Raw genomic sequence first — 21,264 nt, forward strand, 5'->3', positions numbered from 1 at the left:
GGGCATTTGGGCACAACAAATAAAGCCTGATTTATGCAGTGAAAAACCATGGCAAAAGGGCACAATTACCCAAGGATAAATAAGGGATAAAGCAGACCTGAACGGAAAAACCTCGAATGGTCCCGCAGGAGATTTGGATTTCCTGCAGCGGCCCCCAACAAGAAGCTGGTTCCGATCTTTGGGGAAACTGCACACCCGCGGCGTTCTGCCAGGGTCTGCCTCTACAGCTGACTACTCAGCGCCACCCGGAGGTGACAGTGAAAAACCGCCGGCAACAAGCCCGGTCCGGCAATTCAGGAGTGATCAGTGATTGGAGATGTGCTTTGTAAAAGGGCGTCGCAAAGCAGCAGAGGCCGGGGCGGCATTGACGGTCACATTCCATCCGCTAGTCAAAGTAATCATTTTTCCCAACCTCCTTTTCTGCTTGTGGCATGGACAGCTGACTGACTGCCCTATGCACGCCTGGTTCCCGGCGGGTCGCTCTGGGAACAAGATATAAGCTACAGCATGAATTACTGTCATGACCAGCTAATTCGCACTTTTTTCAAAAGTTTCTTGAAATCTTAGGATTAGTTGGTGGGCAGGATGAGGGTTTACAGGCCCCAGCGGACAATGGCAGGGGTTCGCTTGTCCCACCCCAGGGTGCAGACCTTGGCGGTTCCAAGAATGAAATGCCGGCCTTCACGGGCGTCCATTTCCAGCCAGCGGGCCGTGAGAATGCGGGAGAAATGGCCGTGGGCCACCACCAGGACGTTGTCCATTCCGGATTCCAGGACCCGGCCAATGATCTTGTCGGCCCGGGCTGCGACTTCGTCCAGGGTTTCCCCGTTGGGAACGCCATCGGTCCAGATGAGGTAGTCGGGGTTGTCCTTACGGATGAGGTCGGAACTGATGCCCTCGTAATCGCCATAGTTCCACTCCACGGCCAACGGCTCATGGACGGCGTCCGGGTAGCCGGCCAGTTCCGCGGTGCGGCGGGCACGGCGAAGCGGGGAAGTGAGGACCAGGTCGAAGTCGATGCCTTCGAGGACCTTGCGGGCTTCCACGGCCTGCTGTTCGCCTTCCACAGTCAGCGGAAGGTCGGTCAGGCCGGTGTACTGGCCACTCTTGGACCATTCAGTCTCGCCGTGGCGAAGGATCCAGAGCTGCGGACGCGGTGAAGTCGCGGCGGTCAATTAGGGCTCCTCTGTTTCGGTTGAAAGCTCGACGGCGGACTCGGGTTGGGCGTCCCACCAGGCCAGGAGCTTTGATTCGGCTTCCTCGGGGGACAGCGGTCCGTGTTCCATGCGCTCCTCCAGGAGGAACTTGTAGGCACGGCCCACCACAGGGCCGGGCTTGATTCCGAGGAGCGCCATGATCCGGGCACCGTCCAGGTCCGGCCGGATGGCTGCCAGCGATTCCTGTTCCAGCAAGGCAGCGATGCGCTGCTCAAGGTCATCGTAGGCGAACGACAACCTGTCGGCCTTACGCTGGTTGCGTGTTGTGACGTCCGAACGGGTGAGCCGGTGCAGGCGCTCGAGCAGCGGACCTGCGTCCGTAACGTAACGGCGGACGGCCGAGTCAGTCCAGCCGGCATCGCCGTAGCCGTAGAAGCGCATGTGCAGTTCAACCAAACGGGCAACGGCCTTGATGGTGTCGTTGTCGAACCTCAGTGCTTTCATGCGCTTGGCGGTGAGCTTCGCACCCACGACGTCGTGGTGCCTGAAGCTGACCGCGCCGCCCGGTTCGAATTTGCGCGTAGCCGGCTTGCCGACGTCGTGCATCAACGCCGCGAACCGCAGCACGAAGTCAGGCCCGGGCACCGGGCCGTCCGGACCGGTTTCAAGGTCTGCAGCCTGTTCCAGGACCTGGAGCGAATGCTGGTAGACGTCCTTGTGGCGGTGGTGTTCATCCGACTCCAGCCGCAGGGCAGAGACTTCCGGGAGGACGAACTCGGCAAGGCCCGTGTCCACCAGCAGGTCGATACCCACCCGGGGGTGCGCTCCGTTAATAAGCTTGATGAGTTCATCCCGGACACGCTCGGCGGAGATGATCTTGATGCGGTCGGCCATCTGGCTCATGGCAAGGCGGACGTCGTCATGTACCGACACACCCAGCTGCGACGCGAACCGGGCTGCCCGCATCATGCGCAGCGGATCGTCGGAAAAGGATGCTTCAGGCGCGCCGGGGGTGGCCAGTTCCGAGGCATGGAGGTCGCGGACCCCGCCGAAGGGATCCACGAGTTCCAGGCCAGGCAGTTTCAGGGCCATGGCGTTGATGGTGAAGTCGCGGCGCAGCAGGTCATCGGTCAGCGAGTTGCCGAAAGCCACCACTGGTTTGCGGGAGTCGGGGTCATAGGCCTCGGCACGGTAGGTGGTGATTTCGATCTGGAAGCCGTCCTTGCGCATCCCGATCGTCCCGAACGCACGCCCGATCTCCCAGAAGTTATCCGCCCACTTCTTGATGACGGAGATCGTCTGGTCCGGCGTTGCATCAGTCGTGAAATCCAGGTCCGGGGATGTCCTGCCCAGGAAAAGGTCGCGCACGGGTCCACCCACCAGCGACAGCTCAAATCCGGCGTCGACAAAGCGCTGCCCGAGATCGAGCACCACCGGGTCGATGGTGAAGTTAACTGAAGAACTGTCCAATACGTGCGCCATAGTCCCTTAAGCTTGGCAGATTTTTACCCTGCGTTGGGTCACGGATCGCTGCAAAAACCCGGCGTCCCCGAACAGCCGGCTCCTGCAGTCCATCTTGTGGCCATGTCCCGGTCATCACTCACGGGCAAGAGTCGTTAGAGTGGACTTCATGGCCAATCCGATACCGAGCGCTCCTGGCAGGAGGACAAACGCACCGTTGCCGTCGGCAATCGGCGCCCACGTCGCGCCCGCCCCGCAGCACCCGGTCCAGGCCTCGCTTCCCACTGTTGAGGAAGTCTCCGCGGGCGGCGTCGTAGTGGACACGTCCGACGGCGAGTTGCGGGTTGCGATCATTGCCCGCCTTAACAGGGGTGGCCGGCTGGAGTGGTGCCTGCCCAAGGGCCACCCGGAAGGCCGGGAGAACAATGAGGAAGCAGCTGTCCGGGAAATCGCCGAGGAAACCGGCATCGAAGGCAGCATCCTGGCACCCCTGGGAAGTATCGATTACTGGTTTACGGTCAGCGGCCACCGCGTGCACAAAACTGTCCATCATTTCCTGCTGCAAGCTACCGGCGGGGAGCTCACCATCGAGAACGATCCCGACCAGGAAGCCGTGGACGCCGCCTGGGTTCCCATCCAGGAACTTGCCCGCAAATTGTCCTTCCCCAATGAACGCCGCATCGCCGACCTGGCACGGGAAGTGCTGCCGGAACACCTCTGACGCGGGCTCATGGGACGATAAAGGCGATGTCTGACGCCAAAGCAACCCAGTCCGTTCAATCCGGAGAAGCACGTTCCAGCGCCATCATGGCCGCCGGAACGTTGGTTTCCCGGTTCCTTGGCTTCGCTAAGACCTGGATGCTCGGGGCCGCCCTCGGCCTGGGTTCAACGGTCAATGACACGTTTATTAACGCGAACAACCTGCCCAACCTGATCTTCCTGCTGGTTGCCGGTGGTGTTTTCAACGCCGTCCTGGTGCCGCAAATCATCAAGGCAAGCAACGCACCGGACAGGGGAGCCGATTACATCAGCCGTCTCCTGACACTGGCGGTGCTGGTTCTCCTCGGGCTCACTGCACTTGTGACGTTGGCGGCTCCACTGGTCATCGACCTCACCACGCAGGGTTACTCGGAGCAACAGAAGGCGCTGGCTGTCACGTTCGCTTTCTGGTGCCTGCCCCAGATTTTCTTCTACGGCCTGTACGCCCTGCTGACCCAGGTACTCAACGCCCACGGAGCCTTCGGGCCGGCCATGTGGGCACCCATCCTTAATAACCTGGTGGCTATCGCCGGTTTGGGGATGTTCATCTGGATCCTGGGAGACAACGTCACCAACCCGCACACCTTGGACAACTGGGGGCCAACCCAGACATTCCTTGTGGCCGGTTTCTCCACCATCGGTGTTGTGGCGCAAACAGCCATTTTGCTCATCCCTGTTCTTCGCCTGAAGCTGGGGCTGAGGCCCCGCTTCGGATGGCGCGGGGTTGGACTGGGCCAGGCAGCCAAGCTGAGCATCTGGACGTTACTGACTGCCGCCGTCGGGCAGTTGGCGTTCCTTTACGTCATGAAAATTGCCACGATTCCCGGTGCCGAGCGCCTGCGCCTGGACAACGCCGGAGACGATGCAGCCGCGGCTGTACTGCCCGGCAACGCCGTCCTGGAAGTAGCGAGCCAGCTGTACCTGCTGCCGCACTCGATCATCGCGCTGTCGCTGGCCACCGTCCTCTTTAACCGCATGACGCGCGCGTCCCAGGACGGCAACAAGGCCGAGCTGCGCGATGCCCTCTCCCACGGCCTGCGCACCATGGCCGTGGCCACCGTGTTCGGTGCCTTGGCGTTGTTCGCCCTGGCCGGCCCGCTGGGTATGTTCTTCTCCGGTGGCAAACCCCAGGACGGCGTCATGCTGGCCCAAACGCTCACCATCCTTGCGCTGAGCACTCCGTTCCTGAGCGCGAACTTCATGATGTCGCGCGTGTTCTATGCCAACGAAGACGCCCGCACGCCGCTGTATGTCCAGCTCCTGCTGGCCCTGATCTACGTGGTGGGCGCATTCTTCATCCAGTTCCTCCCCGTCGGCCAGATCATCTACGCGGTCGCCATCCTCTACACCTTGGGCAACATCCTGTCAGTGGTGATCAGCGTGGTGTTCCTCCGTCGACTCCTCGGCCACCTGGATGGTCCCCGCATTGCCAATTCCTACATCCGCATGGGTTACGCAGGCCTCGGTTCCGCGCTTGCCGGTGCCCTCGCGCTCTGGCTGCTGGGCAGCTACCGGGCCGACGGCTTCGCTTGGAGCAGCCGGCCAGCCGCCCTGGTGACCGTGGTCGTCGTCGGGCCTGTCATGCTGGTTGCCTACCTGTTCCTGCTGAAGGTCTTCCGCGTCAGTGAACTCCGCGACCTCCTGCGGCCGCTGCTGGGCCGCCTGGGCCGCGGCGTCCCCGTCAGCGCCGGTCCTGCCACCGCAGCAACACCCACGACGCCGGCGCGCGCCACGGTCTCGGATGACACTGGCCTGATTCCGCGCATCTCGGGCGAATTCGACGCAGCCTCCTTCAGGGCCGGGCCGGCCTTGCAGCCGGAGCCCGAAGCGCCTGCGGAGGGCGCCGAGAGCTACCTTCCCGAGGAAGATGTGCCCAGCACGGCCAAAGGCAGCCGCTTCCGTCCGCAGGTTCCGTTGCCTGGGCGCCGCACCTACCAAGGCGACCCCGGACGGAATCCATACTTCCCTGTCCCCGGGGACGACAAGGAGTAACGGCGCCGCCAACGTGGGCGAAGGGCCTCAATCCGTTAGGCTAGAAACCAATACAGGTAGTTGCAAAAGTGGTTTTACCCGGCTCAGCGGGTGGCCAGCATGCAGGACCCGCAGCTCCCGGACAGCCTAGGAGGAACACGTGTCCCACCCGATCGACGTCGGATCAGTACTTGGCGGCCGCTACAAGGTCACAGCCACGGTACTGACCTCGCATGACCAAGATCTGGTGCTCGACGGCGTCGACCAGGTTCTCAACCGTCCCGTGAGCATCCTCGTAGCCGGTCCCGGAAATGCCGAACAAGTAGCTCAAAGCGCCCGCGAGGTAGCCACCGGGGAGCGCCCCGGAAACGTGCAGATCCTGGACCTCGGCGTCAGCGACAACACCACCTACCTGATCACCAACCACAGCACGGCCCCGGACCTCCTGGACCTGGTGGTCGCCACCAACCCGCCCTATGTCGAACCGTTTTTCACGGAAACCCTGGGCAGTGAAATTTTCGGCCAATCGAGGACCTACGAACCCGAAACCTACGACGGCCTCTACGAGGACGACGAGCACGAGGCCGAGTACATCCAGTACGACCAGGATGGATACCCCGTCCAGCGTGAGCACGACGCCGACGAGCCGGCTGCAGCTGCCGGCCACGTCCCACCCATGCCCGCGTCCAACCCGTCATCATCCAAGAGCGGCGGGGGCCTGGCAGGTAAACTCGCCGCTGCAGCTGCGGGTGCTGGAGCCGCAGGCGTTGCCGCTGCTGCTGCCCTGAAGAAGGGGACGGGGTCCAAGAACCAGGAAGCCCAGGCTGCTCCTGCTCCTGCTGACACTGCCCAACCGCCAACACAGGCCGTCAACGCACAAGCAGCGGGTGCTTCGCCTGCTGCTTCCGCTCCCGCGAAGCCTCCCGCGGCCCCTGCGCAACCGCCCGCTGCTCCCGTGCAGCCGCCTACCCAGGCAGTCAATGCACAGCCTGCTGCCCGCCAACCCTCTCCGCAGTCCAAGCCGGAACGGGAACCTGCGGAGCCGAAGGTTTCATTGTGGTCCGAGGAAGACTATGGCTTCGCCGGTGGCGCTGCTGCCGGTGGTGCCGCGGCCAGTACCTCCAACGCCGGATACGACCGCGCGGCAAGCAGCTTCCCGGCGTCGGCCGCTGTTGAGGACTACCAGACCGACGACGACTATGAAGATGACACACCGGAACGTGAGCCGCGGTCCATGCGCTGGCTGGTGGGCGGTCTTCTTGCCGCCGTCCTGATCGTGGGCCTTGTTCTGGCAGTGACTAACCTCGGAAGCCTGCTCCCCAGCGGCTCTCCTGCGGCGACCCAGAACACCACGGCGCCGCAATCCAACGGCACAGGCAGCGGGACAACCGAGCCCACGCCGTCGGAGACAGCGGCTCCGGCAGCACCTCCGGCCATCGAGGACATTACCCGACTGGGTAACTTCGATTTCGCCGCTGCATTCGACAAGGACCTGGTGAAGGCATTCGACGGCAATGCTGCAAGCTACTGGTCGGACATGGAATTCGCGTCCGCTGACTGGGGCGGGGGACTGACGGACGAGATGCCCTTGGTCGTGAAGCTCAAGGAGCCGGCCGAAATCAAGTCCGTGGTCCTCAACCAGTTGGGTGGATCCGGCGGCAGCATCAGCGTTTACACCAACGATCGCCCCGCCATGGACGGTGCCAAGCTGGTGGGGACCAACAGTTTCACGTCGCCCGAGTTGACCATGCCGCTGGCAGCGCCCACCCAGGCCCAGTACGTCATTGTTGTCATCAAGACCCTGCCCAAGCTGGCAGCCCCTAAGACACGCTTCGGATTCGGTCTCCGCCTGGCCGAGGTTACCGTCCAGTAACTCACCCAACTAAGTAGCAGTAGGGGCCGTTTTGAACCATCAGAACGGCCTCTACTGCTACCTGGTTTGTCTGGCCGCTTCGATTCGGCCGCCCCTCTACCGGTACCCTGAATGACGGTGGGTTTTAGGGTCTTCAGCGTCCCTCAAAAACCAACGGAATAATTGGAGCTTTCCAAGGGTTGAGTCAGGTGGCTGCCCCGAAAGCGGCAGCATCGATAAAAGGAAGAGGTTCACGCCACGTGAGCATTGCAGAAACCAGCGCATCGCAGGTGCGTGACGTCATCATCGTAGGTTCCGGTCCGGCCGGCTACACCGCCGCCGTCTACACCGCCCGCGCCAACATGAAGCCTCTGCTCATCGCCGGTTCAGTCACCGCCGGCGGCGAATTGATGAACACCACCGACGTTGAAAACTACCCGGGTTTCCCGGAAGGCATCATGGGCCCGGATCTCATGGAGAACTTCGAGAAGCAGGCAGCCCGCTTTGGTACAGAGATCCTCTTTGAGGACGTCACCGAACTGGACCTCGACGGCGACATCAAGACCGTGACCATTGGAACGGGGGAGACCTTCCAGGCGAAGGCCATTATCCTGTCCACCGGTTCGGCCTACCGCGAGCTTGGCTTGGAGAACGAAAAGCGCCTTTCCGGCCACGGCGTCAGCTGGTGTGCAACCTGTGACGGTTTCTTCTTCAAGGACCAGGACATCGCGGTCATCGGTGGCGGTGACTCCGCCATGGAGGAAGCGCTCTTCCTCACCAAGTTTGCCAAGTCCGTGACTGTGGTCCACCGCCGCGACACCCTCAAGGCTTCCAAGATCATGGGCGACCGCGCCCAGGCTCATGAAAAGATCAACTTCGTGTGGAACACCGCAGTGGACGATGTCCTGGGCGGGGACAAGGTCACGGGCCTTAAGCTGAGGAACCTCGTGGATGGCACGGAATCCGAGCTCGCTGTGACGGGTGTGTTCGTGGCCATTGGCAACGATCCGCGTACCGACCTGGTCAAGGGCAAGGTGGAACTGACGCCCGAAGGCACCATCGCCGTCGAGGGCCGCAGTTCCAAGACCAGCATCAAGGGTGTATTTGCTGCCGGTGATGTCATCGACCCAACCTACCGCCAGGCCATCACGGCTTCCGGTTCGGGTTGCGTGGCCGCACTGGACGTCGAGCACTACCTTGCAGACCTGCACTCCTAAGCTGCTTCAAGCAAACTCCAAGAAGGGAAAGTTATGAGCAACGCCAAAGACGTAACCGACGCAAGCTTCAGCACAGATGTCCTGGGTTCCGAGAAGCCCGTCATCGTAGACTTCTGGGCAGAATGGTGTGGCCCCTGCCGTAAGCTCGGACCCATCCTCGATGAGATCTCTGTCGAGTACAGCGACAAGGTCGATGTCGTGAAGCTCAACGTGGACGACAACCCGGCTATTGCCGCTGAGTATGGAATCACCTCCATCCCCGCCGTATACCTCTTCAGCGGGGGAGAAGTGAAAAGCACCGTCATCGGCGCCAAGCCCAAGCAGTTCTTCGAGAAGGAATTCGCGGACGTCCTGTCCTGATTCCGGGGTCTTTCGGGCCCACATCCGACGGCCTCTGCTTCCCACCCGGGAGCAGAGGTCGTCTTTTTTGTCTCTGCATCCCCTCCCGGTTGTGTTACTCGTGCATTTCCTCCACGCGCTCGTGCTTCATTCTTTGATCCCGGGTCGACTCACTGGAGCACTGTTGTCTCCCCAGTCCGGAGGAACTGGCACGGTCCACGCGGTGCAGAATTCGTGTGTGGGACTCCGGGTATGGTGAAGTCTACTGCAGTAGAGAAATGCTTCGCGATTGACCGGCAGCGGCGGAAGTGATGCTCTCTTCGGCAAGGTACAGAAGAAGCTGGGTACAGAAGAACCTGGCCAGGCTGGGCGTTGGGTTGCTGACGGCTGATGGCTGCTGATGGCTGCTGCGAATGATGTTTCACGTGAAACAGCAACGACCCTTGCAAGCGACCAATGTGTTGTTCAGCCCTTCCGGCGTTTCTGCGCCGATCGCGTATACGCCGATCGGCGGTGTGGACTCGGCGCCCACGCGGGGTTGCTTTACATGGTGCTTGATCATTACGGCTGGCCCCTGCTTTGGCTGATGGATACCGGTTCTGCGTGCCCCTCGCCCCAACCGCCTCCACTACGCCTACCTAAGAGGAAGGCCTGGGCCTTCACGTCCATTACTTTCTACTGTGGGCACCTAACTGCTGGGGGACGCCGACAAAGACCACTGTTTCACGTGAAACATGGGTCCACGGCGCTTACGGGCAAAGCCCGCCCATCAGATGAGCGTACTAATGAGCCCATGGCGTGGCATTCTCAGCTTCGAAGCCTCTGACATCGCTTTGGCAGCCACTGACCCACGCAAACGTCCCCAGCCTTTGACCTCGTTTTGGGCCTTCGCCTGGTTGGAGCCAGATTGCGGGTCGCCGGCCACGAGTCTTTGTCGCCTTGATGATGGCCTTGATGTTGGACTGTGTTTTCGGACTTCCAGGATCCCTCCTTCACCGCCACTAGGTAGTTCGTCCCGCGGGTCGCTCAGCTGAGGGCGTTCTTCATTGACTACTCAGCCCTCAGTTCAGATGGAAGGGGCGACTTAAACCTACAGAGCACTCGAAAGCGGCGGTTACTCACCCCGTTTGAGTTTCCTACCCATGTTTCTCGTGGTACATGCTTCGACAGGTGCTTCTTTCCGTCAGTTCGAAGCCACTCATAAAACTGTCAGGTCAAAAGTGGCAGGCAGCCCAGAGATCCGCTACATCAACCGACAGCCGCCGGCAGATCGGCCCTCGGGGGTGTGTTGTCATGAGAGACCGCTACCCATTCGATAAGTCCTAAGCGACCGCTCAATGGTCCGGCCGAGCAAACCAGTGCACTCTAAGCACCGCCGGCATGCTGATCGATGCGGGCGCTCCAATAGGGCCGCGGGCAAGCTGATCGACGCGGGCGCTCCGATAATTCCGAGGCCGCCCTGATAGTGCCCGCGCCCTCCGATAGGCCCCAATACAGCCACATAGGGACTTAGGCGCTCCTTTGATTCCCCAGAAGTTCCGTATCTGCAGGCCGTCTCGATCGGTCGATGGTACTGATTCGGGATGCAGGTGGACACGTCACTGCTCGACCGAGAGGTAACCGCGCCTGGCTGCTGACTTAAGTGCGTCACAAGCCTTGATGTCTGCGAGATGAACGCTAACTGCAAAGAGTGGGTTGCAGCGTCCGGAGGGCTGACGGGACTGCCTAGCCCTGCTGAGAGAGCCTGTTAGCTGTATCTTCTACGCGGGTGAGCGCGCGATACACCTTGTGGTGACTCCAACTGCTTCCGCCCGTCGACCCCTTGTGGTTCTGCGGGGGATCACAGTGCCCAATTCGCACATTCTCCGCTCTGGTACGTCTGAGCCTCCCAAACGATAAGGCGGCTCGTGATCTGTGTTTCACGTGAAACACCGCCGCAGGTGGCCCACTAAAAGCACCTTGGAGGTTCCCTATGGGCATGACCCACGAGCAAACACCAGGTAGCCCACGTCCTGGCCGGTGCGTCATGAGTTCCTCCATCCCGATGAACCGTAGGGCGTCCGTCAGCTCGTTCATTGCCGGAATGACGGATCGTTTACGCAGCACCGAGGTGCCACTGGCATTGGGCAGCCGCTCGTAGCCGGTGGTCCAGTTGGACACAATCCTGTGGTTTGGGCTCCTCCACGACGCGGAAGATCGGAACAGAGCCTGTGTACCGCTGCCCCACATGCCGTGGGCTGTACCCCTATGTTTCACGTGAAACAGCTGAGGGGTGGCCGGATTCTCTACAACCGGGTTCGACACTTTAGCCGCCTACTCGGAGGCAGGACCAATAAGTTCAAGCGCCTATGGCAAGGATGCGGCATCACAAACCCACCGCCGGTCCGCGCTCCTCTCACAGAGCATGTCAGGGCGCCGATCCGGATCCAGCGACCAATCGGTCCTCGATCTGGACCCCGAGTAAAGACAGACTCATTCGATAATGGCACACGACCAGCTCCGTATCGGCGTCCACATCGTCGGAGCATCATATCCGTACTACAGACTCCATAAGTATTGGCCACCACAGAGCCCTGATCGACGGTGGGTGGTCATCTCAACCTGCGGGACAGCACAAGCATCACGAACTACGACACCACGCCACCACGACACCACGACACCACGACACCACGACACCACGACACCACGACACGCTGAGGATAAGCCCGTGGGAATGCCAAGAAGTGATTACGGGCTCCGCGGGGGAGGCGCTTTGGCAGGTCCAGCGGCCGGGCCCCAAACCAACCACCGTCAGCCGGGGAACGGAATCCCTCCAAGGCGGTCAGCTTCATATCGACCCTGGCACGCTGCGGGACTGACACCCTGGGCACACCCATGCACCACCATCATTCACGGGCTAAGGGCAGGCACTTGAGTTGGGAGCATCGCTAAGACTACTCCCGCGCAGGTAGTTCACCCCATATACAAACATCCGATCTTTCGGGCTCCTCCTGAAGGGATGCCCTATACACCGCGCTGTCCGTTCTCTTGGTTCTGGTCTAGATGAACACACGCGCTCTACTGTGCCGTTGACGAGTTTCGTGACCGGCGGCCACGCAGGTTTGAATCCGCTCTTGTGCATCGGCGTCTAACCAAAATGGGCGTCCGGCCATCTGCTAAGGGAGGTCTCTTGGACCGGGGTGAGGCTACCGCTCCTGGGACTTTCGTCGCTATTTATGCACAATGTTATCCACAGGCTTATCCACCGTCGCCCACAGGCGGAACGTCTGCAAATCTCATGGATGTTGGTCTGTCCCCTTCACCTGCCTAACACATGAAAGCAGGGGGGCTACACAAAATCTAAACGCGAGCCCTTCCCACTCGGCTCGGGTGAGGCGAGAATCGACTGAAATGTGGACTAAAAGCCACAGAAAGGACCGTCCAGACGCGTTTTTTGGTCACTGAGGTACTCCTCCACCGAGCTTCGCACTGTTTCACGTGAAACATCAGCGACGGTGACGTACAAACCGCGCCCCCCATCGCCGTTGGGAGCCGTACACATCTGCTTGCCGTGCATTGAGACGGTCGTAGACCGCGAAGTTGTCCCCAAAGTTATCCACAGCGATATCCACCGTGCTGTGGCCCACTCCACAAGCACGCTTCGCCGTGGGGATCCGTTCGCTCCGCTATTCCAGTCGAACCACCAGCTGCCCTCATGACAGTTCACACCTGGCATCGGCTCGCTGATCTACTTACAGCTCATGCACATCATGGAAGAGAAGGAACATAACCTGGCCCAGCACCTGATTGCGGCGGAAGTCCAGCTTGAGTCCGACCGGCCTCGATCGTGGTACAACATCCGATCAATGATGTACTTCACACTGCTGACAACGGGGTGTGTCAACAGTGAGTCCCCTTAGCGGATTTCCTGGAAGACTGAGGAACTGCTGCTACATTCTCTGATTCCGTTGTCTTGATCGTTTGCGCCAAGGGAGCACCACAAGCCCACTACTGAGGCGCGATCACGGCCTGCGGTAATCACCCCACCAGGGGTCGTACTGCAGCGCTTTGATCCAGACGCATTGGTCCTCTCCTCTGTCCTGCCTCTTCCTGGAACCAGATGTATTGAGGGCCGACAATGGCCGGTGGCGATGTGAGCATCAACGACGGCTGCTGCGGATCGCTGGACAACTGGAAGAAGCCTGAAAAGGCGCACGCAATCATCACTGCGGGAGTGATGTCGAGTTGATCGCAGAAGGGGAGCAGGGCGTGTGGCTCCAGGCACACCACTGTCTCTGAGATGGATAAACCATTAGCTGGTATTCCCTGCGCCGTTCCAGTCCAAGCTGCTGAATACCGCCGCCTTAGGGCCCGCAGCGAGCACAGGGGAGGCCTCGCATCGCTGGGGTCCGCTGTCCACGACTTTTGTGCCTTCATTAGGCACGCAGCGCAGGTGATAGGAAAGTAGCGGCTGGTGAAGGGTCCCTACCACTGGCATCCAAAGCAGGCCGGCTGAGCGGAGCGAGGCAGAGCCCGCATATCACCCCTTCGCATAGCCCGGATACTACCCTCCAAGAAGAGTCGGCGCCCACAGCCGTGGGTCCTTCCGCCACGAACATGACGTCATCCCTGCAGGACGATGGATCCGACCATCCGGTTAATCCAGTGACTCGACTATCCCGGAGGGTCATCGTACGGGCCGGCATAGCCTGCTACAGCAACGGGGCAGAAGCTTCTCGCATAAAACGTAAAATTCGTAGGCGAGAGAAGGGGGCATCAGTGTCTCAGCACTGAGGCCAAGGTGCCCTCGTTGTCTCAGTCGTGTTTCACGTGAAACCAGACAGATAGTGAGTGGGCAGCGAACGGCGGGGCAACGTTCACCATGTGGAGCGCCGTAGGCGAAACCCGCACTCTGGTAGGACCGAGCGGACGTTTCACGTGAAACAACCTTCTTTTTTCGGTTGTCGCAGCCACCGCACACGCTCAAAGCACGAGACCGCTTACAAGTTGCGTGAATGACGGCCCACGATGCAGCTTCGGGGGAGGTGCGAACCCTTTGCTAAGCGTTCCCGTTTCACGTGAAACATTCGAGCGCTGGCTCGTCCAAAATAGAGGTGACAAACACCAAAGTATCCAGGCACGGTGAGGGAGCGTAGGGCGGAAATCTCCAAAGGTGTCTCGTAACGGGGAGGCGGTCGGCACGGAGGCTCGTTCGGCCCCGTCATCGCGCCCGGATAGATGGCGCTAAGAACAACGCCGCAATGCAGGGAAGGGGCTGCGTGGCAGCGCACGCACCCGGATTGATCCGTGCGTGGAGTCCTGAACTCCCAAAGTTCGATTGATCAACGCACGGATGAAGGTCTAGCAAGTGCCAGGACAAGAAGGAATGGCAGTGCCGTAACAGCGGAACAATGGCGCCCACATCGACAATGCCGGAAACAGTCGTAGTCTGCGTACGCGAAGACATCGATTGCCGGGATGCGCCTACTCCTTGGCGGGCAACCAACAGATGTAAGGGGAGGGACGGCATGAACCAACTCGGCTGAGGATCAAAGGCGTTCAGCCTGGCTACAACAACTCCCGGACGAGCTAGAGGGCGGTATGATCCAAGCAATTTTGGCCAGATGAGCAGGAATATCGTCGATCGCAGCCTTCAAAAAGGAGGCCGGTGCGGTCCAAGATCACGGATCACAAGCTACCCGCGGTTGAACGACATGGCGGAACGTGTGAACCGCAGTCCAACGAGTAGGTTCTTAACGCCACTAGGCACCAGTCACCCTGGACGTCTCACAAACAACAAATCCCCGGACCTGTGCCTCTCAGGATTTCAGAAATGACGCTGAGGCAAACGCTACTAGGGCACGCCTACAGGAGGCGTGAGTGGCCCCACAGGCTCCTGGAAGAACACCGGGTTGGTCTCAGGCGCTCAACACCGTTAGGGAGGGCTCCGAGGCTGTAAAGACGCTCCAGGCCCTCTATACGACACAATCCCTACACTGAATCATCTCGACGTCAGCCGAAGAATGCGATATCGCCAGAAAAGAGTGCAAATTCCTCACGGCAAAGCAGGACAGCCCAGCACTCCGCGCATCGGCTCACCCGTCACGACATAGTCTCTAACCCCTATGTTTCACGTGAAACGCAGTCCACGCCGGATCATCCCCAGGACTACAGACTTCCTTAGACTAGACGCGCACGGAAGAAACGACGCCCAACGAGACACCAAGGGTGGCAACAGCCACACTGCTTGCAGCCAAAGAACACCACCCATAGGTTGCCATCTGACGCTCCCATATGTCGTTATGCGTGCACTGCGTCCTGTCTGGGTTCGGAAGATTGCTACGACAGTGCTAACCACAAACAAAAAGGGCCTGTTTCCAAGAAACAGACCCTTTCCGTCAGCTCACCACGATTACTCTTCCGCCCCGGGGCTCAGCACGTCCATAATCCGGTTGAGATCCTCCACGCTGGCAAACTCAATGCTCACCCGGCCCTTGCGGGCCCCAAGGGTAATCTTGACGTTCGTATCCAAACGGTCGGAAAGAGAGGAAGCCAGATAATCCAGTCGCTCATGCCGGGCATTTGGCTTGGGGATCGAGTTCTTAGTGGGAGTAGCCGGCTCCTGGTAGAGGGCAACGGCCTCTTCCGTCGCACGAACTGACATACCCTCGGCAACGATTCTTTGGGCAAGGCGTTCCATGGCGGCGGCATCCGGGAGCGACAGCAGCGCGCGTGCGTGACCGGCTGACAGCACACTGGCAGCAACGCGGCGCTGGACCAACGGCGGAAGCTTCAACAAACGAAGTGTATTGGAGACCTGAGGGCGCGAGCGACCGATCCTGTCCGCCAGTTGCTCGTGAGTGGTACCGAAGTCCTCGAGCAACTGTTGATAGGCAGCAGCTTCTTCCAAGGGATTCAGCTGGCTCCTGTGGAGGTTCTCCAGCAACGCGTCCCGCAGGAGGTCGTCATCAGTCGTATCCCTGACGATCGCAGGGATGGTGTCGAGTCCCGCAGCCTGTACTGCGCGCCACCGACGCTCGCCCATGACAAGCTCGTACGGTTCTCCACCTTTTTCGGTTGAGGTACGAACAACAATTGGCTGGAGCACGCCGATTTCTTTGACCGAGTGCACCAGCTCGGCCATGTCGTCCTCATCGAAGACGCTTCGGGGCTGTTTGCGGTTGGGATGGATGTCCTTGACCGGGATCTCGGCGAACCTGGCACCCGGCACCTCTACAAGCTCAACCTCAGGTGCGCCGGAGGCAGCCGATGGTTCCTGCGGTTGTGCGGCAGCCGCCGTCGTGCTTTCTTCAGAGTCCACGGCGGAAGCCGGCGCGCCGCTTCCACGCTTGGTGGCCGGCTTTGCGGACGACTCCTTCGCAGCCGGTGTTTTGGCAGCAGGCGACTTGGACGTGCTGGTTCGCGGCGCGGGAGCCTTACGGTCCTTGGGTTCCGGGGCAGCATCGGCCTCGGGTGCGTCAAGAGGCTCTACGGTCTTTCGCGCTTCAGGAAAGAAAAGGTCAACCGGACGGGAAGGTGACGAACCGTTGCCCTGAGCCCCGGCCGCAGCAGAGCTGGGAATGAGAGCCCCAAGACCCCTGCCCAGGCCCCTTCGCTTTTCGCTCATTGATTCATCCCTCCGATGGATTGCTGAGCACGTCCGGGCCCAAGCTGTTGCAGTGTTTCAAGAATTCTAGCGTTCAGCGATTTCAGCTGCGGCTTCCATGTAGGAAAGTGCACCGCTCGAGGAAGGATCGTACGTCATGACCGTTTGCTGGTAGCTGGGCGCTTCAGAGATGCGCACGGAGCGCGGAACCACAGCGCTCAATACCTGCTGCGGGAAATGCTGCCTGACTTCGGAGGCCACCTGTGCCGCAAGGTTGGTGCGACCGTCGTACATGGTCAGGAGAATGGTGGAGACCACCAGGTCAGCATTGAGGTGCTTCTGGATCATCTCGATATTCTTCAACAACTGGCTGAGGCCTTCCAGCGCGTAGTACTCGCACTGGATGGGTATAAGGACCTCACTGGCAGCGCAGAAAGCATTCACTGTGAGCAGGCCCAAGCTGGGCGGGCAGTCGATGAAGATGAAGTCCAAACGGCCCTCACCGTTCTTCTCCCGCTCCTTGGCGTAAACGTCAATAGCCCGGCGAAGACGCTGTTCGCGGGCCACAAGGGAGACCAGTTCGATCTCGGCACCGGCCAGGTGAATGGTGGCCGGGGCGCAGATGAGGTTGGGGATGTCGGGGCAAGGAGCCACAACGTCCTTCAGGGGAAGGTCGTTGATGAGGACGTCGTAGATGCTGTCGACGTCGGCGTGGTGCTCAATGCCCAGTGCAGTGGACGCATTACCCTGCGGATCGATGTCGATGACCAGAACGTTGAGTCCAGCGGACGCCAGGGCAGCGGCAATGTTGACCGTGGTAGTGGTCTTGCCTACGCCGCCCTTCTGGTTGGACACCGTGAAGATTCGTGTCCGTTCAGGTTTGGGCAATTCGCGTCCGATCAGCCGTTCGCGGCGTCGTGTCTCGTTGGCCAGTTGCCGCGCGATGGGACTGGAATCATCGATGGAGTCCATGACGTTGTGAACTCCGTCCGTCAGGGTTTCACGTGAAACGGCGGAAACATCAACCGATTCCGTGCGAACCACTGGAATTTGGGGTGCAGGAGAAGAAGCGGCGATGGAGCGTGCGGACCCCAAAGACATAAACGGGGGTATCCGCTGCGTTGAGGTTTCGCTACTGCCCACTGGTCACACTCTCACTCTCATTCGGCGCATGCTGCCGTTCTCTAGCCTAACTGCTCACCCGGCGACACGCGGGAAACCAAGCGGCGTCTACTCCGTCTTTCCGGGCTTGTTGACGATGATCCTCACCACGGTGGTGGGTTCCTCCAGGAGTTCCTGCCCACACACCACAACGGACGTCTCCACACCTCCGAGCTTGCGGATGACCTTCCTGGCCTTCTCGATTTCCTCGGCCGCGCTCCTGCCCTTGATGGCCACCACCTCGCCCTTGCCGTTGAGCAAGGGGATGGTGAGGCCGGCAAGGTTGGTCAGGGCTGAGACGGCACGCGCGGTAACCACGTCCGCATCCACAAGGCCCACGGCCAGTTCGGCACGTGTCCGCATCACGGTCACGTTGTCCAGACCCAGATCATCCACGACTTCCTGGAGCCAGATCACGCGGCGTTCCAGGGGCTCGATGAGTGTCAGCTCGAGGTCCGGGCGGGCAATGGCCAGGCAGAGACCGGGAAGACCGGCGCCCGAACCAACGTCCGCGACGTGGCTGTCCTTGGCGATGGCGGACTCGATGACTGCACAGTTAAGAACGTGGCGACCCCACAGCCGGGGAACTTCGCGGGGCCCAATCAGGCCCCGTTCAATACCGGACGTGGCCAGGTGCTCAACGTAGCGTTTGGCCAGATCCAGCCTGTCGCCGAAGATCTTCTCGGCCGCCTGCAGTTCAGCGTCGGTAATCTCAACCATGGGCCGTTAGTCGGCCGAAACCACGATGTGGCGTCCGGAGCCTTCGCCTTCGGACTCGGAAACGAAGCCAAGGTCAGCAACGGCGTCGTGAACGATCTTGCGCTCGTAAGCGCTCATCGGCTCCAAAGCAATGGTGCCACCGGATTCCTTGACCTTGGCCACGGCATCCTCTGCGATCTGCTGGAGCACACCGGCACGGTCCTTGCGGTAACCATTGATGTCCAGCACCAGCCTGGAGCGGTTCTCAGTAGCGGAGAGGACAGACAGCCGCGCAAGTTCCTGGAGGGCTTCGAGGACCTCGCCGTCGCGGCCCACAAGGTTCTCCAGCGCGGCGGACTCTTCCTCGGCAGCGATGGAGATGTAGGTACGGCCGTTGCGCACCTCGATGTCGATGTCTCCGTCGATATCCGCGATATCAAGAAGTTCTTCGAGGTAGTCGGCTGCGATGTCGCCTTCCTCTTCCAGCCGGCTGGCGGACTTGGACAAAGTCGCTTCCTGCGCGTCGTCCTGGTCTTCGGCCACAGCCGTGGTTACTTCTTCGGTGCTCTCAGCAGACATTACTTCTTCTTCCTGTTCTTACGTTGTGGCTGGACGCGCTGGCTGCGGATTTCAGCCGCAGCAGCGGCGGCGGCAGCCTCGGCGTCGTCGTTCTTCTTACCGCCCAGCAGCGGCGGCAGGCCCTTGGCGGCACGGCGTTCCTCCAGGGCCTTTGCGGCCGGGGAACCCGGGGTGGGCATGCGGCGGATGACGAAGAACTGCTGTCCCATGGTCCAGAGGTTGGTGGTGGTCCAGTAGATGAGGACACCGATGGGGAAGTTGATGCCGCCGATACCGAACACGAGCGGCAGGATGTAGAGCATCATCTTCTGCTGGCGCATGAACGGGCTGGCGAGGGCTTCCTCGGACATGTTCTTGGCCATGATCTGCTTCTGGGTGATGAACTGCGAGGCAGTCATCGCGAGGATCATGATGATGGAAAGGACCCACACAGCAACGGCAGTGTTGCCGCCGCTGGGATCGCCGTGCAGCAGGGAGGCGGACAGCGGGGCGCCGAAGATGCTCGACTGATCGAACTGAACTACCTGCTCGTGGCTCATGGCCCCAATGCCTTCGCCCTCATTGCGGGCGGCAGTGACACCCGAAAGCACCTGGAACAGCGCGAAGAAGAACGGCATCTGGATCAGCATCGGCAAACATGCTGAGAACGGGTTGGTGCCGTGCTTCTTGTACAGGGCCATCTGCTCCTGCGCCATGGCCTGGCGGCTGAGCTGGTCGGTCTTGCCCTTGTACTTGGTCTGCAGCTTCTTCAGGTCCGGCTGGAGCAGCTGCATGCCGCGCTGGGCTTTGATCTGCTTGACGAAGACCGGGATCAGGGCAGCACGGATCACCAGCACCAGGCCGATGATGGACAGGGTCCAGGTCCAACCGTTCGCCGCGGGCATTCCAAGGAAGCTCAGTCCCTCGTGGAAGCCAACCATGATGATTGACACCAACCACTTGAACGGAAACATGATTGTTTCAAAGAAGTCCATACGATATCCCTATTCGTCAGGCCGCGGAGCGGCCTTCTTCATCAGCCTGAGCAGCCAGGAACTTGTCCGGATTGTTCAGTACAACAATTGTGGGCGTCCGGCCTTCGGGCCAATGACGGTGGCCGGCGGGGACATGGTCCACTCCGCCGGCATTCCAAGGGTGGCACCTGGCGAGCCTCTTGGCTGCGAGCCAACTGCCCTTCACCGCGCCATGCACCGTGACCGCCTCCAGGGCATATGCCGAACAGGAGGGGAAGAAACGGCATACCTGGCCATAAAGGGGCGAAACAACCTTGCGGTAGGCCTTCAGCAGGAGGATCAGAATGTTCCGGGGCAAGTCCCAAAGGAAAGCACCCACCGCCGCCGGCACGTTGCGGGAAGGCGGCACTGCTGCGACGGGATGCCCGGCGGAAGGCGCCGGGTCACCAGGGGAAGGAACGACGGCGGTGCTGCGGTTACGCACGCGGTGTCCCTTCCGTTGTGGTGCCGTTTTGTTCCGGCGAAGCGTTCGCTGGAGCGGAGCCAGCCAGTCGCTTCGTCGTCACTGCCAGTGCGGCGTTGTAGTCGGACAGCAGTTGCTCCCAGCTGGCCGATGCAGCTGCAGGCAACGCCCGGACCACTACCGCCAGGCCAGTCCCATGCACACGCAAGGACAATGCACCTGCTTCTCTCAGTCTCCTCTTAACGAGGTTCCTGGTCACGGCGTTCCCGACGGCTTTGGAGACAATGAAGCCAATCCGGCTGGGCTCCCCGGCCCCGATAGAGGCCGTATATAACACTAAGTTCCGGCGTCCATTGCGGACGCCGGAACGTACAGTTGTTGAAAAGTCGGTAGACGTCCGAAGACGGTTAGGGGTGGCTAGCACCGACGAACCTGCGAAAGGACTCTGACCGACAAGTCAGTTATTTAGGCCGACAGCTCGACGCGGCCCTTGCCGCGACGGGCAGCCAGGATGGCGCGGCCGGCACGGGTGCGCATACGAAGGCGGAAGCCGTGCTTCTTGGCCCGACGGCGGTTATTCGGCTGAAAAGTCCGCTTGCTCACGTTAGTTACTCCAGTGGATCAAAGGTGCGCCCACCCGATCAAAAGGGGAAGAACTGGCCGACGCTAAGTTTTGTATGTGCCTGCCGCCGCTGCTGCCCGCACGATGAACGCGCGGAGGTGCAACTGATCGCAAAAGCGGACACAAAGGACTTCACAACGTTAGGGCAAAAATACGCCCTCAGTCAAACCGGGGAGACTGCCCGAAGCTATCCACAGCTGTGCCAAACAATGGTTCCCAGCCTGTGGATGAACTGGCTCACAGGGCCCGTTCACGAACCACAACCGTGTAATTATCCACAAGCAACTTCCCAGCTATCTTCTGGGGAAATCATCCCCTAGAGTGGCTCAGTAGCCCATTGTCCACCCGCTGTGCATAACTCTGTGGATTTACCCCGGAGCAACGCCCAGTCGGAGACACTTTCGGCTGCCAGCAATGCCGGCAAGCAAGTACGAGGAACGTAAATG

The 21,264-nt window shown here is 60.5% G+C and carries 15 protein-coding genes; 5 read left to right on the forward strand and 10 right to left on the reverse strand.

From position 1 onward, the window contains the following. Positions 1–593 precede the first annotated feature (593 nt). Entirely contained in the window at positions 594–1,175 is a 582-nt protein-coding gene (locus ACPFL9_RS20905) for a histidine phosphatase family protein (protein ID WP_426004982.1), read from the reverse strand. Continuing rightward, the gene (locus ACPFL9_RS20910; protein ID WP_426004983.1) at positions 1,176–2,639 is read right to left on the reverse strand and encodes a CCA tRNA nucleotidyltransferase; all 1,464 of its coding nucleotides are present in this window, start codon (positions 2,637–2,639) and stop codon (positions 1,176–1,178) included. Positions 2,640–2,835: 196 nt separating this feature from the next. On the opposite strand from ACPFL9_RS20910, the gene ACPFL9_RS20915 reads away from it, so the two are divergent. The 5 genes from ACPFL9_RS20915 to trxA all read left to right on the forward strand — a co-directional run bounded on the left by ACPFL9_RS20915 (position 2,836) and on the right by trxA (position 8,777). Continuing rightward, on the forward strand, positions 2,836–3,339 hold the full coding sequence (locus ACPFL9_RS20915; RefSeq protein ID WP_090822121.1) for an NUDIX hydrolase: 504 nt from the start codon (positions 2,836–2,838) through the stop codon (positions 3,337–3,339). Positions 3,340–3,365: 26 nt separating this feature from the next. Next, positions 3,366–5,369 (forward strand): murein biosynthesis integral membrane protein MurJ, encoded by a 2,004-nt coding sequence (murJ, locus tag ACPFL9_RS20920; protein WP_426004984.1) that lies wholly within the window; start codon positions 3,366–3,368, stop codon positions 5,367–5,369. A 139-nt stretch (positions 5,370–5,508) separates the two neighbouring features. Next, positions 5,509–7,221, forward strand: coding sequence for an ABC transporter substrate-binding protein (locus ACPFL9_RS20925; RefSeq protein ID WP_426004985.1), 1,713 nt, complete (start codon positions 5,509–5,511; stop codon positions 7,219–7,221). Between the two features lie 239 nt (positions 7,222–7,460). Beyond that, a complete protein-coding gene (trxB, locus tag ACPFL9_RS20930) occupies positions 7,461–8,417 on the forward strand; it encodes a thioredoxin-disulfide reductase (protein ID WP_426004986.1) in 957 nt (318 codons plus the stop codon). 33 nt (positions 8,418–8,450) lie between these two features. Beyond that, positions 8,451–8,777 (forward strand): thioredoxin, encoded by a 327-nt coding sequence (gene trxA, locus ACPFL9_RS20935; RefSeq protein WP_426004988.1) that lies wholly within the window; start codon positions 8,451–8,453, stop codon positions 8,775–8,777. A 6,370-nt stretch (positions 8,778–15,147) separates the two neighbouring features. Here the strand turns inward: trxA and ACPFL9_RS20940 are convergent. The 8 genes from ACPFL9_RS20940 to rpmH form a co-directional block, all read right to left on the reverse strand. Then, positions 15,148–16,362, reverse strand: coding sequence for a ParB/RepB/Spo0J family partition protein (locus ACPFL9_RS20940; protein WP_426004990.1), 1,215 nt, complete (start codon positions 16,360–16,362; stop codon positions 15,148–15,150). A gap of 66 nt (positions 16,363–16,428) precedes the next feature. Continuing rightward, positions 16,429–17,484 carry an AAA family ATPase gene (locus tag ACPFL9_RS20945; RefSeq protein WP_426004991.1) on the reverse strand — a complete coding sequence of 352 codons (1,056 nt, stop codon included), beginning with the start codon at positions 17,482–17,484 and terminating at the stop codon, positions 16,429–16,431. An 87-nt stretch (positions 17,485–17,571) separates the two neighbouring features. Next, positions 17,572–18,222, reverse strand: coding sequence for a 16S rRNA (guanine(527)-N(7))-methyltransferase RsmG (gene rsmG, locus ACPFL9_RS20950; protein ID WP_426004992.1), 651 nt, complete (start codon positions 18,220–18,222; stop codon positions 17,572–17,574). A gap of 6 nt (positions 18,223–18,228) precedes the next feature. Next, positions 18,229–18,780 carry a protein jag gene (locus tag ACPFL9_RS20955; protein ID WP_426004993.1) on the reverse strand — a complete coding sequence of 184 codons (552 nt, stop codon included), beginning with the start codon at positions 18,778–18,780 and terminating at the stop codon, positions 18,229–18,231. Further along, on the reverse strand, positions 18,780–19,754 hold the full coding sequence (gene yidC, locus ACPFL9_RS20960; protein WP_426004994.1) for a membrane protein insertase YidC: 975 nt from the start codon (positions 19,752–19,754) through the stop codon (positions 18,780–18,782). Before yidC ends, ACPFL9_RS20955 begins: the two co-directional genes overlap by 1 nt. A 16-nt stretch (positions 19,755–19,770) precedes the next feature. Then, entirely contained in the window at positions 19,771–20,142 is a 372-nt protein-coding gene (gene yidD / locus ACPFL9_RS20965; RefSeq protein WP_426007630.1) for a membrane protein insertion efficiency factor YidD, read from the reverse strand. A gap of 67 nt (positions 20,143–20,209) precedes the next feature. After that, a complete protein-coding gene (gene rnpA / locus ACPFL9_RS20970; RefSeq protein WP_426004995.1) occupies positions 20,210–20,620 on the reverse strand; it encodes a ribonuclease P protein component in 411 nt (136 codons plus the stop codon). 41 nt (positions 20,621–20,661) lie between these two features. Next, positions 20,662–20,799, reverse strand: a complete 138-nt coding sequence (rpmH, locus tag ACPFL9_RS20975; protein ID WP_011776797.1) for a 50S ribosomal protein L34 — start codon at positions 20,797–20,799, stop codon at positions 20,662–20,664. Positions 20,800–21,264 lie beyond the last annotated feature (465 nt).

The sequence above is a fragment of the Paenarthrobacter sp. NyZ202 genome, assembly GCF_049860755.1.
Lineage (GTDB): Bacteria > Actinomycetota > Actinomycetes > Actinomycetales > Micrococcaceae > Arthrobacter.

Coding starts and splice junctions, on each gene's coding strand:
- rsmG (WP_426004992.1), bottom strand. CDS start 18,222: ATGGTTGAGATTACCGACGCTGAACTGCAGGCGGCCGAGAAGATCTTC.
- trxA (WP_426004988.1), top strand. CDS start 8,451: ATGAGCAACGCCAAAGACGTAACCGACGCAAGCTTCAGCACAGATGTC.
- murJ (WP_426004984.1), top strand. CDS start 3,366: ATGTCTGACGCCAAAGCAACCCAGTCCGTTCAATCCGGAGAAGCACGT.
- ACPFL9_RS20955 (WP_426004993.1), bottom strand. CDS start 18,780: ATGTCTGCTGAGAGCACCGAAGAAGTAACCACGGCTGTGGCCGAAGAC.
- ACPFL9_RS20910 (WP_426004983.1), bottom strand. CDS start 2,639: ATGGCGCACGTATTGGACAGTTCTTCAGTTAACTTCACCATCGACCCG.
- yidC (WP_426004994.1), bottom strand. CDS start 19,754: ATGGACTTCTTTGAAACAATCATGTTTCCGTTCAAGTGGTTGGTGTCA.
- ACPFL9_RS20940 (WP_426004990.1), bottom strand. CDS start 16,362: ATGAGCGAAAAGCGAAGGGGCCTGGGCAGGGGTCTTGGGGCTCTCATT.